At 66.5% G+C, this 11,228-nt stretch carries 12 protein-coding genes, 1 other RNA gene and 1 pseudogene; 6 read left to right on the forward strand and 8 right to left on the reverse strand.

Annotation, left to right across the window (positions count from 1 at the left end; genetic code table 11):
* Window positions 1–57 precede the first annotated feature (57 nt).
* The 4 genes from AB8M85_RS13940 (at window position 58) to AB8M85_RS13955 (ending at window position 3,428) form a co-directional block, all read left to right on the forward strand.
* The gene (locus AB8M85_RS13940) at window positions 58–1,539 is read left to right on the forward strand and encodes a peptidoglycan DD-metalloendopeptidase family protein (protein WP_372699442.1); all 1,482 of its coding nucleotides are present in this window, start codon (window positions 58–60) and stop codon (window positions 1,537–1,539) included.
* A 163-nt stretch (window positions 1,540–1,702) separates the two neighbouring features.
* Window positions 1,703–2,179: an SsrA-binding protein SmpB gene (smpB, locus tag AB8M85_RS13945; protein ID WP_372699443.1), complete on the forward strand. Its 477-nt coding sequence runs from the start codon at window positions 1,703–1,705 to the stop codon at window positions 2,177–2,179.
* 244 nt (window positions 2,180–2,423) lie between these two features.
* Window positions 2,424–2,810, forward strand: a transfer-messenger RNA (tmRNA) gene (gene ssrA / locus AB8M85_RS13950).
* 168 nt (window positions 2,811–2,978) lie between these two features.
* Window positions 2,979–3,428 carry a YrdB family protein gene (locus tag AB8M85_RS13955; RefSeq protein WP_372699444.1) on the forward strand — a complete coding sequence of 150 codons (450 nt, stop codon included), beginning with the start codon at window positions 2,979–2,981 and terminating at the stop codon, window positions 3,426–3,428.
* A 166-nt stretch (window positions 3,429–3,594) separates the two neighbouring features.
* Here the strand turns inward: AB8M85_RS13955 and hisN are convergent.
* From hisN to AB8M85_RS13975, 4 genes and pseudogenes are all read right to left on the reverse strand, one after another.
* Window positions 3,595–4,383 (reverse strand): annotated as a pseudogene (hisN, locus tag AB8M85_RS13960) (histidinol-phosphatase); the annotation flags it as partial.
* A 40-nt stretch (window positions 4,384–4,423) separates the two neighbouring features.
* Window positions 4,424–5,527, reverse strand: a complete 1,104-nt coding sequence (rsgA, locus tag AB8M85_RS13965; RefSeq protein WP_372699445.1) for a ribosome small subunit-dependent GTPase A — start codon at window positions 5,525–5,527, stop codon at window positions 4,424–4,426.
* A 2-nt stretch (window positions 5,528–5,529) separates the two neighbouring features.
* A complete protein-coding gene (gene aroA, locus AB8M85_RS13970) occupies window positions 5,530–6,858 on the reverse strand; it encodes a 3-phosphoshikimate 1-carboxyvinyltransferase (protein WP_372699446.1) in 1,329 nt (442 codons plus the stop codon).
* A gap of 10 nt (window positions 6,859–6,868) precedes the next feature.
* Window positions 6,869–7,396 carry a DoxX family protein gene (locus AB8M85_RS13975; protein ID WP_372699447.1) on the reverse strand — a complete coding sequence of 176 codons (528 nt, stop codon included), beginning with the start codon at window positions 7,394–7,396 and terminating at the stop codon, window positions 6,869–6,871.
* Window positions 7,397–7,666: 270 nt separating this feature from the next.
* Between AB8M85_RS13975 and AB8M85_RS13980 the strand changes: the two genes are divergently transcribed.
* On the forward strand, window positions 7,667–8,323 hold the full coding sequence (locus AB8M85_RS13980) for a sigma-70 family RNA polymerase sigma factor (RefSeq protein ID WP_372699448.1): 657 nt from the start codon (window positions 7,667–7,669) through the stop codon (window positions 8,321–8,323).
* Complete coding sequence (gene rsrA, locus AB8M85_RS13985) at window positions 8,323–8,589, forward strand: mycothiol system anti-sigma-R factor (RefSeq protein ID WP_372699538.1); 267 nt, start codon at window positions 8,323–8,325, stop codon at window positions 8,587–8,589. The genes AB8M85_RS13980 and rsrA overlap by 1 nt, the downstream gene beginning before the upstream one ends.
* 72 nt (window positions 8,590–8,661) lie before the next feature.
* Here the strand turns inward: rsrA and AB8M85_RS13990 are convergent, their stop codons facing one another.
* The 4 genes from AB8M85_RS13990 to AB8M85_RS14005 form a co-directional block, all read right to left on the reverse strand.
* Complete coding sequence (locus AB8M85_RS13990) at window positions 8,662–8,736, reverse strand: 50S ribosomal protein bL37 (RefSeq protein WP_372699539.1); 75 nt, start codon at window positions 8,734–8,736, stop codon at window positions 8,662–8,664.
* Between the two features lie 96 nt (window positions 8,737–8,832).
* Window positions 8,833–9,531, reverse strand: a complete 699-nt coding sequence (locus tag AB8M85_RS13995) for a PadR family transcriptional regulator (protein WP_372699449.1) — start codon at window positions 9,529–9,531, stop codon at window positions 8,833–8,835.
* Entirely contained in the window at window positions 9,531–10,379 is an 849-nt protein-coding gene (locus AB8M85_RS14000; RefSeq protein WP_372699450.1) for a DUF4097 domain-containing protein, read from the reverse strand. The genes AB8M85_RS13995 and AB8M85_RS14000 overlap by 1 nt, the downstream gene beginning before the upstream one ends.
* A gap of 163 nt (window positions 10,380–10,542) precedes the next feature.
* Window positions 10,543–11,148, reverse strand: a complete 606-nt coding sequence (locus AB8M85_RS14005) for a GDSL-type esterase/lipase family protein (protein WP_372699451.1) — start codon at window positions 11,146–11,148, stop codon at window positions 10,543–10,545.
* Window positions 11,149–11,228 lie beyond the last annotated feature (80 nt).

The raw sequence follows: 11,228 nt of genomic DNA on the forward strand, positions 1-11,228 counted from the left end.
GTTTCCTGCGCCCATTACAGCGGCGAACTGTTGTATCCAGTGAAAGGACGGACCCCTGTGCCTGACCGTAAACGACAGACCATGTCCCGTACGGTGATCAGTGGTGCCCTCGTAAGCCTGCTCTCCCTTTCCCTGATCGCGCCGATGGCACAGGCGGACAACCTGGACGACAAAAAGGAAAGGGTCGAGAAGCAGCTGGATTCGCTGGAATCCGACCTCGAGTTCCTCAACAAGGACATCCAAAAAGTCGCCGACAAGCTCAAGGACTACCAGGACCGTCTGCCTGCCGCACAGGAACGCCTTGCCACCGCACGTGCAGGCGTCCAAACGGCGACTGACCAGGTCAACGAGCTGTCGGCGCGTGTCGACGCTGCCCAATCCTCCAAGGACCGGCTCAGCAACCAGATGGTCCAGGATGCTGAGGAGATGGCCGACACCCGCAAGATCATTGGGCAGATCGCCACGCAGGCCTACAAGCGAGGCGGCGTCTCCAGCAACCTCAGCCTGCTGCTGAACGCCAGTTCGGAGGGGAACCTCGCCGACAGCATGGGTATGGCCGACCAGGCCCTGCGCAGCCAGAACGCCGTCCTCAGCGATCTGAACCAGCAACATGCGACCAACGCCAATGCGCAGGCCCGGCTTGCCGCAGTTGAAGAGGAGATCAGCGACCTCAAAAAGCAGGCCGAGGCTGCTTTGGCCCGGGAACAGGCTGCCCGCGACGAAGCAGAAGCATCCAAGCGACACGTGGATGAGCTCATCGACGGGGCGGAAGCGGCGAGCAAGGAACTCAACGCCAAGCGCCCGCAGATCAAGGCGCAGATCCAGAAGCAGCAGGCAGAACACGACAAAGTCGTAGCCGAGATCAAGGAGCGCCAGGCGCGCCTGATCCGCGAAGCCGCCGAGCGCAAGCGCAAGGAAGAAGCGGCCCGGAAGGCCGCGGCAGAACGCGCGGCGAAGGCCGAAGCGCAGGCGCGGGCCAAGCGTGCCGCCGCCGAAAAGGCCGCCCGGGCCAATGCAGCCGATGCGGCGGAGAAACGCGCCGCGGCGGATGCTGCGGATCGTGCGGCCGCATCAGCACGGAGCAAGAGCAACAAGAGCGCGCCGTCCAGAACGAGCAGCTGGGGGCTCTCGAAGCCGGTGAATGGCGGATACATCACCTCGACCTTTGGCTGGCGTCCGACCCCAGCGGGAACCATCGACTACGGGGGAATGGGCGGCTACGTCCACGCGGGGCTCGATTGGGGGTTCGGCGGGCGCTGTGGATCCCCCGTCCACGCAGCAGCAAGCGGTGAAGTCTGGTACGCGACGATGTCGGCCACATCGGGCAACAAGGTGCAGATCAGCCACGGTGTCGTGAATGGCCACGCGTTGGTGACGGGATACCACCACTTGAGCAGCTATGTGGTGCATGCCGGCCAACACGTCTCCAAGGGCCAGGTCATCGGCTACGTCGGTACCACGGGCAACTCAACGGGGTGCCACCTCCACTTCGAAACGATTTTGGACGGCCGCGTCGTCAACCCAGCCGGTCTTCTCTAAACCGACTAGCGCCGTGCCGGGCAACAGCGGGAACCCGGCCTCCGGCTTCGCCTCGTTCGCGGATGCGACTAGGGGCAACGGCCACCAGTGGTGCGCCACTATGGCGTAAGATGATTGACCTAGTCCATCCGCCCGTACCCATGTACCTGTAGAGGAGGTTGCCGTGGCCAAGGACACTGAACGTAAGGTTGTCGCAACCAATCGGAAGGCCCACCACGACTTCCACATCCTCGATACGTTCGAGGCGGGAATGGTGCTCAGCGGTACCGAGGTGAAATCGCTGCGAGAGGGGAAGGCGTCGCTGGTTGACGGCTTCGGCCAGTTCTATAACGGCGAGTTGTTCATTGAAGCCATCTACATCCCGGAATACCTCAACGGTTCGTGGACGAACCATGCCGCACGCCGGCGGCGCAAGCTGTTGCTGCACCGTGAGGAACTCGCCAAGATCACCCGGAAGATCCAGGATCCCGGTTTTACGATCGTGCCGCTGCAGCTCTACTTCCGGGACGGTCGAGCCAAGCTGGAGATCAGCGTGGCGAAGGGCAAGAAGGAATTCGACAAACGGCAGACACTTCGGGAAAAGCAGGACAACCGCGAGGCCCTGCGCGCCATGCGGGAACGCAATCGTCGGGCATCCTGAACACGGGCCGAGAGCCGGCACTTCCAGCCCTTGAGCGGGGTCGACGGCCGTGGCGAGGGGCCCATTGCTTCGCCCCGGCAACACTATGGCCCGTTTTCCGTGGCATGCCAGCGGCTTGCCGAACAGGGCCCGGGAAACGGTGCCGTGGAAGCTGGGGAATAGAATTCTCCACGGGTGGGTTACACTGGTTGTCTCGCGGCAAGCGCCGCGGGGTCGGCGGTTTCCCGCCTTGGAAATTGCATACGGGGATGATCGGTTTCGACGATGTGAGTCGCGACAGGAGAAGCGGGCCGAGGACGCAAAGTTATCTCGTAAACGCTCTTTGCAAAATACAAGTGCCAACTCTAAGCGCACTGACTTCGCTCTCGCTGCCTAAGCAGCCAGACAGTCCGTCAGCCAGGGATTGCTATCGGCCCTGATACTGGCGTCATTTAGATAGCCACTGTTCAACATCTTGGTCACTGGGGTGTTGGACATATTCTCGGTGACTGTGCTCAGGGTAGCCCGCAAGGGTCCAGCCGCATGTTTGTGAGACGGCTGCTGGAGCAGAGAAAACCCATAGCAGACTGCGCCCGGAGAAGTCCTGGCAACACCACATCGGACGGGGGTTCAATTCCCCCCATCTCCACCACCGCACGGCCTCGGAATCCACGTGATTCCGGGGCCGTTGTCGTGCCGCGCTGATTGCCGGGGCAATGCATGGAATGATGGACGGGGTGTTGGGCGATGATCCCAGGACCCCACGGCGACGGCTGGGCTTCTCTGCACGGGAAGCGCAAGGAAGGGAATAGGCAGGAGCATGCAAGACGAGCGGCAGAATGCCCGTGAAGTTCCGGCCGAGGAGCCGGCCACCCTCCCGGCGCGGTCCTCGGGCATCCTCGCATTCGTGCTGGAAGTTGCGATGTTGTGTGCCGCGGGACTGTGGGCAATCAAGGTGTTGCCCCTTGCTACCGCTTGGGCCCTGCTCGTCGTGCTGGTACCGCTTGTCCTGCTATGGGGCCTCTTCCTGTCTCCCCAGGCGCCATGGCGTTTTGGCTGGCCGGTCCTGCCCCTGGTCACCCATGCATTGTTTGCGGTCGGCGTGCTCGCGCTCGCGATGTCGGGACACTTCTGGTTCGCCGGAATCATGGCGGTTCTCACCCTGGCCAGCGCGCTATCAACGTGGCGCATGCGCGACGTGCTGGGCACCGAAGCAACGCAGCAGCGCAAGCCCCGTTCGCGTCCGGGAGGCCGCCGGGCCGCACGCTGACGTGTTAGGCGTTCTCCCAGGGCGAGGCATGATTGCCATGGCGTCGGGCATTGGTGATGCGCTGGCCTCGGTAGCCTTCGGAATCGCCGACACTTTCGGACGGGGAATCCTCATCACCTTCGTCGAGATCCAAGCTGAAATCCGCAGGGGTCGTTCCCGCAGTGCCGTTGAGCATGGACAACGCGTCCTCGTGCAGCAACGAATTCGTGGCCAGGGCATTGCCGCCGAGGCACCCGTCTTCGCCGTCGAGCGAGGTAAAGCGGCCACCGGCTTCGGTGACGATGGGTACCAGGGCCGCCATGTCGTAGAGATTAAGCTCCGGTTCGCAGGCGATGTCCACCGCTCCTTCGGCCAGGAGACAGTACGACCAGAAGTCGCCGTAGGCGCGTGTGCGCCAGACCATCTCGTGCAAATCAAGCATGTTGTCCAGCTGGCCGCGTTCACGCCAGCCGCCCAGGCTTGAGTACGATAGCGACGCGTCGGCCAGGTCGCTGATCCCCGAGACCTGCAAGCGCGTTGCCGAGGCGAGCGATTTGCCCGTGTACGAACCGGTTCCCTGGGCGGCCCACCAACGACGTCCCAAGGCCGGGGCGGAAACCAATCCGACGACCGAGCGCCCTTCGTCCATCAGGGAGATGAGGGTCGCCCAGACCGGCACGCCGCGCACGAAGTTCTTGGTGCCGTCGATGGGGTCGATGACCCAGCGGCGTGAGCTGTGGCCGGTGCTACCGAATTCCTCGCCGAGTACCGCATCGCGGGGCCGCGAGCGGGCGAGCTGGCTGCGGATGGCCTCCTCGGCGGAGCGGTCTGCATCAGTCACCGGGGTCAGGTCGGGTTTGGCCTCTACCTGCAGGTCCTGCGCCTTGAAGCGGGACATGGTCAGGGAATCGACGGAATCGGCGATGGCGTGCGCCAGCCGCAGGTCGTCGTTGTAGCTCATTACGTCGCGGGTCATGCCTTCAAACCTACCGCAGGACCGCCCGCGAACCGTGGTCCTAGACGGACCCCAGTTCCTTGCCCTCTGCCTGCTCCTCGGCGCCGAACAGCCGACGGAGGGAGGCGAGCCTGGCGACTCCCGATGCATCGGCCTCCGGCCGGCGGACCCACGCGTCCAGCGCGCAGCCGGGGGAGTCGGCCGTATGGCGGCATCCGCGGGGACACGCCGCCGAACCCTCGACCAGGTCGGGGAAGGACTCCAGAATGTTCTCCGGGTCGACCAGCGCGAGCCCGAAGGACCGGATGCCGGGCGTGTCGATGATCCAGGTGCCAGCGGGGGCATCGGCCACCCGTAGGGCCAGGGCCGACGACGAGGTGTGGCGTCCGCGCCCGGTGACGGCGTTGACGCCTCCGGTGGCTCGTTGGGCGCCGGTCAGGGCATTGACCAGGGTCGACTTCCCGACGCCCGAGTGCCCGAGCACCACGGACACCTTGCCGGCCAGCTGGTGGCGCAAATCGACGACGGCATGTTCGTCCAGGCGGGCCGAGGCCCCGTCAGCGGAGCGCGCGTCGATGCCAAAGGATCCCTCGCCCATGCTCTTGCTCGTCACGATGTGCATCTCGAGATGGCGGTAGTTCTCCAGCAGGGCAGCGGGGTCGCGGAGATCGGTCTTGGTCACGCAGAGGATCGGCTCGATGCCGGCGTCGTAGGCCGCCACAAGGGCCCGGTCGATGAAACCCGTGCGGGGCTCAGGGTTGGCCGCCGCGACGACGACCACAAGTTGGTCGGCGTTGGCCACCACGACGCGTTCGACAGGGTCGGTGTCGTCTGCGCTGCGGCGCAGCACCGTGCGCCGCTCCTCGATCCTCACGAGGCGGGCCAGGGTGTCCGGTGATCCGCTGGTGTCGCCAACGAGAGCCACGAAATCGCCTGGAACCACGGGGGAGCGGCGCAGTTCACGCGCGCGGGCGGCGATCACGAGGCGCTCGTCGGGGGTGTCTTCGTCGAGAATTGCCCTATACCGGCCCCGGTCGACGGTGACGACGCGGCCGATCACGGCGTTCTCGTGGGCCGGGCGGTCCTTGGTCCGGGGGCGGGAACCCTTCTTGTTCGGCCGGATCCTGACATCCGATTCGTCCCAGCTGCTGACGTCCCGTGCCATGGTCAGGCGCCGCCTGTTGCGGCAAGCTCCTGCCAAAGCTCGGGGAAATCCGGCATGGTCTTGGAGGTGGTCCCGACGTCCTCGATCCGGATCCCGTCGATGACCAGCCCGATGATTGCGCCGGCCGTGGCCATCCTGTGGTCCTCGTAGCTGTGGAACAGGCCGCCTTGGTTGACGGGACGACGGATCACCAGGCCGTCGGGGGTTTCCTCGGCCTCCCCACCCAGGGCGTTGATCTCGCTGACCAACGCGGCCAGGCGGTTCGTTTCATGGCCCCGCAGGTGCGCGATGCCGCTCAATCGGGTCTCCCCCTGGGCCAGGGCGCCCAACGCTGCGACCGTCGGTGCCAGCTCGGAGGCGTCGGCCAGGTCGATCGGCTGGACCTTGCCGTCACCACGGACGGTGAGGACATTGCCTTCGTGAGAGGTGCTCGCGCCCATCCGCGTGAGGATGTCGGGCCAGCGGGCACCGACCTGGGTGGTTTCGGCCGGCCACTCCGGGATGCGCACGGTTCCACCGGCGGCAACGGCGGCGGCGAGGAACGGGCCGGCGTTGGAGAGATCGCGTTCGATGACGACGTCAAAGGCCCGCACTCTGCCGGCGGAGACATGCCAATGACCGGGCGTCGTGTCGTCGACCACCACACCGACTTCACGCAAGGTCTCCACGGTCATGCGGATGTGGTCCAGGCTGGGGACTGCGTTGCCCATGTGTTCGAGGTGCAGGCCATCGGCGAAGAAGGTACCCACCAGCAGCAAGGCGGAGACGAATTGTGAGGAGCCACTCGCATCGATCACCAGATGCCCCCCGCGAACTTGGCCGGTCCCCTCGATCGAGAAGGGCAGGGTGCCCCGGTCCTCTTCGGTGACGCGCACGCCGAGATCCTTCAGGGCGGTGATGACCGGGCCCATGGGACGAACCCGTGCCGCGGGGTCCCCGTCGAAGCGGATGGTGGCGGGCAGCAGTGCGGCCAATGGCGGCACGAAACGCATCACCGTTCCCGCCAGACCGCAATCGACGGCCAGGGCGCCCCGCGGTTGCGTCCGGTCCAGCGGGGTAACCAGGAGGTCGTGGCCCAGCCCATCTTGGGAGGGGTGCTCCTCGACGCCCGCTCCCAGTGCCCGAAGTGCCTCCACCATCAGATCGGTGTCGCGCGAATGCAACGGTTTGCGCAGCCAGCAGGGGCCGTCGGCAACTGCGGCCAGCACCAGGTAGCGGTTGGTGAGGGACTTCGATGCCGGGACGGATACGGTCGCGTCGAGCCGGCCGCGGGCCCGGGGGGCCGGCCAGGGGGACAGGGAATCAGGGGCGGCGGAGACGTTGCTGCTCATGCTGTTGGTACTAGTGCCCGATCACGCCCTCGGCTGTCTTGCGGGCATCCTTGGCACCCTCGCGCACTGTCTTGGAAACTTCCTTGTTGGTCTTGGCCAGCTGCTTTCGGGCGTCATGGCCCAGATGCCGTGCCCGCCAAGCCAGGGAAGGGGCGCCGGCGGTATCCACCGAGGCCAAAAGGACGCCGCCGGCCAAGGAGATGTTCTTGATCCGGTTCGACGTCAGCAGACGGGAATCGCCCGCGTTGTCGTTGAAGCCGGTGGCCGCCGAGGAGCCGACGAGCACGAGGGCCGAAAGGCGGGGGAACTTCCCGAGCGCGAGCATGAGACCGGAGACGACCTGCGCGGCACCGATGCACCGGACCACCAGGGCGGGTTTGGCGGCCACGGGTTCGAGCTGGGGGAACACGGAGGCGGCACGACGCAGGTTCGGACGCAACCGCTCACCACTTTCCTCGGGCTTGCGGACGCGGTCCAGGCCGGTCAGCACGAAGCTGGAGGCCAGCAGGGGGCGGGCAATCAGGCGAACCAGGGACATCGATTCCTCCAAGGAGTGGGCAGTTCTTTCACGTGCTCGTCCTAGTCTCGCACTTTTTCCGCCTGATCGGGGTCGTTGGTGCGCCGGGGTGGGAATAGCACGGGTGGTGCAGCTGTTGTGTAGTGAAAGCAGCCGGTGCCGAACAGGAGCCGCCACCAGCACCGCCGAGACGTCTAGGAGGAACCGCCAACGATGCCGACCCTGACATGTGCCAGGCGCGTGTCCCAACCGACGGACAGCGGTGTGGGCCCCGGTCTAGACTGGGCCGTGATGAGCACTCCACAGCACGGGACCGAACCGGCCCCCGAGGTTCCCGAATCCGAAGCCGAGCAGCGCGAGCGGTTCGAGCGTGATGCCCTGCAGTACGTCGACCAGCTCTATTCAGCGGCGATGCGCATGGCCCGCAACCCCTCCGACGCCGAGGACCTGGTGCAGGAGGCGTACACGAAGGCCTACTCGGCGTTCCACCAGTACAAGCCCGGCACGAACTTGAAGGCCTGGCTCTACAGGATCCTGACGAACACCTACATCAACCTCTACCGGAAGCGCCAGCGGGAGCCGTTGCGTTCGAGCACGGACACTGTCGAAGACTGGCAGATGGCGCAGGCGGCCGAACACACGCCCACGGGCCTGCGCTCGGCCGAGGCGGAGGCACTGGACCACCTGCCCGATTCCGACGTGAAGGAGGCGCTGCAGTCCATTCCGGAGGAATTCCGGCTGGCCGTCTACTTCACCGACGTGGAGGGCTACTCGTACAAGGAAGTCGCCGAGATCCTCGGCATCCCGATCGGGACCGTGATGTCACGGCTGCACCGCGGGCGCAAGCAACTCAGGGAGCTGCTCGCCGACTACGCCACCACCCGCGGACTCGGCCAGAAGCAGAAGAGCACGGGCCGTCCGGCGGCGGCCGGGCAAGGGAGGAAATGATGGGTGACTGCCAATCGATGGGCGACTGCAGCGATGACCGCATCGCCCGGCTCTACGAGTACCTCGACGGGGCATTGTCGGTGGACGACCTCAAGGACGTCCGCGAGCACCTCGAGCATTGCGAGGACTGCACGAAGGAATACGACCTCGAATGCATCATTCGCTCCGTGGTCAAGCGCAGCTGCCAGGAGGTTGCTCCGGAGACCCTGAAGACGAGGATCATGACCCGGATCAGCGAGATCCGCGTGGAGGTCGGGCACGGCTGAGAAGCCGGTCCGCAGCGGACACAAAGGAGCCCACATCCGCAAGGATGTGGGCTCTTCGCTATTGCACCTGGTTTAGGTGTTGGGGCGCTTGCTGTGGTTAGCGCCGCCCTTCTTGCGATCGCGACGCTTGCGTGCACGCTTGCTCATGGCTGCCTCCTGCTCTGTTCGGGAATTGGACTGCCCTCCATCTTGTCACACCACCGAAGCATGCTCCTACTTGCCGCGCGGCGACCACGGCGAACGTCAGCGCAGCACATCGCGGATGGAGGACTTCGCCTGCTCCAGCAGAAGCCGGACCGTTGCATGGGTGGCTTCGTCGACACCATCCCGTCCTGCTGCGGCCCGCAGGTCGGCACGCAGCTGCATCCGGAAGTCGTCGAGCTGGTGTTCGAGTTCGTGGAGTGATCGCCGGCTGCCGGAGGGACGCCCGGTCCTGCGGGAACCGGCGGGGCGGGCCCTGCCAAACTCCGGGGAAGGACTTCCCGGATCCCGACCGGGCGGCGGTGATGGCGGTCCCGGGCTGGTCGGACGGGAGGCAGAGCCGGTCCCGCTGGTCCGATGGCGTTCGGCCGTCGCGGCCAGGTCGGCGCGCAGCGAGCGCATGTTGTCGCGGATCTCGGAGCTCAGCGTATCGGCCAGCCGTGTCACGGACTCCGCGATGTCGGCGTCGATGCCCTGCAGCTCGAGGTGGCGTTCACCGAGTTCATCCCGGCCCTCGGCGGTGAGATCGTAGAGGTTCCGCCGGCCCTCCCGCCGTGTGGAGACCAGCCCCTCCTCCTCGAGCTTGGCCAAGCGGGGGTAGACGCTGCCGGCACTGGGGGAGTAGGTCCCCCCGAACCGGTCGGTGAGGGCCTTGATGATCTCGTAGCCGTGCTTGGGGCCGTCCTCGAGCAGGTGGAGCAGGTACAGGCGCATGGCGCCGTGGGCGAAGACGGGGGGCATCAGCGGGCCGCTTCCTCCGGAGCGGCCCCGGCCGGCGCGTCGGAGGGCGCGTTGAAGACCGCGACCCGTCCGGACACGCCTTCGGAGCGGATGGCGACCCGCGGTGCCGCCGGTCCGTCGCCGGCCCGCAGCTTCTTGGCCACGCCGTGGAAGCTCTGGTCGTTGAGGTGGACGCTTCCGGTGACCGTCTGCGCCTCCAGGTCGACGCCGACGCCATCGGGGATGCGGATGCGCACGCTGCCGGAGACCGTGTCGGCACGCACCGTCTGGGGCGTGCCGAGCAGGTCAAGGGCCAATTCGCCGGTGACGGAGGAGGCGGTGGCATCGTCGATGGCGCCGCTGGCGGTGACGTCGCCATTGACCGATTCCGAGGCGAACGCGCCGGTGTGGTTGCGCACGATGGCCTCGCCGCTGACGGTGTCGATCCCCAGCCGCCCGGTCGTCCCGTCGACCAGGATCGAGCCGGCGACGGTCCCGGCCTGCACGTCGGCCGCGACGCCCGCGACGAGGCAGTCGCCCACCACGTTGCTGGCCCGGACCCGGGTACCGGCGGGAACCAGGATGGTGGCGACACAGCGGTCCTTCAGCTTTCCCGCGGTGAACGTCCCGGTCTCCAGGAGGCGCTGCAGGAAGCCGCGTGCCGTCGTCCGGTGGCGCAGGACCAGCACGCCGTTCTCGAGGGCCACGCGGATCGGGCTGCCGGTCACCTCGGTGACGTCGATCCGGGTGAACTCCTCGGCATGGGCCAGGACATCGAGCCGCCCGGCCGTGCATTCCGCGTCGAGTTCGAGTACCCCGTCGATGTCGATCGTCCGGGGGCCCTCGATGCTCCATTCGCCGTCGTCCATGATTCCTCCAAGATGGGATGCCAACGCGCTATATCGCGATAGAAAATACGATATAACGTGATTGTAGGCGTGGCAAGGGGTCCGTGGCCGACGCGGAAAACAGACGACGGCGGGGCCTCCCCAGAGGGAAGCCCCGCCGTCGTCTCTGGCCACGACCGGGGGATCAGGCGCCCGTGGGCTCGGCCAGGTCCAGCCAGCGGTACCATCCGCGGTGCAGGACGAGCCAGGCGATCAGGCCGTGGCCGGCCTGGCCGGGCAGCCCGTTGTTGGCGGCCAGGTCGTTGCGCCACTGTTCGTGGTTCTGCAAGGGGCCGAACGTGTCCACGAAGGCATGGTGGCGGCGCGAGGCGACGTCGGCATAGGCCGCCGACAACTCGGCCAGCCGTGCGTTGCGCTCGTTGTCCAGCGAGGGGATGGGGCCCACGACCAGCGCCTTGATGCTCATCTGGGAGGCCGCATCCAGGATGTTGGCCAGGTTCAGGCGGCTGCGGGCCGTGGACAGGCCCAGGTCCAGATCGTGGTCGGAGAGGGCGACGACCAGGCGGTTGTCGCATCCGGCCCCGAAGCGCCGGCTGGCTTCCTGCAGCCAGCGTTCGGCCAGCGCCTCGGTGCCTTCGTCGGGGGAGGCCAGGGTGTAGCTCTCGAGGCGGAAATCATCGCCGCTGGTCCGGGCCAGGACCCGGCCGAACCAGCCGAGGGCGCGGGGGTCGCCGTGGCCGGCGAGGACCTCGTTGCCGATGGCGGCGATGCGGATGGTGCGTTGTTCCACGAAAGACCTTTCTGCGCGGTTCGCCCACTCTAGCAGCGGGCCTGCTACGCCGAAGGGCGGGACACCCGGTCCCGCCCCTC

Origin of the sequence: Arthrobacter sp. JSM 101049 (assembly GCF_041679245.1) — a bacterium.
Classification (GTDB): Bacteria; Actinomycetota; Actinomycetes; order Actinomycetales; family Micrococcaceae; genus Arthrobacter_H.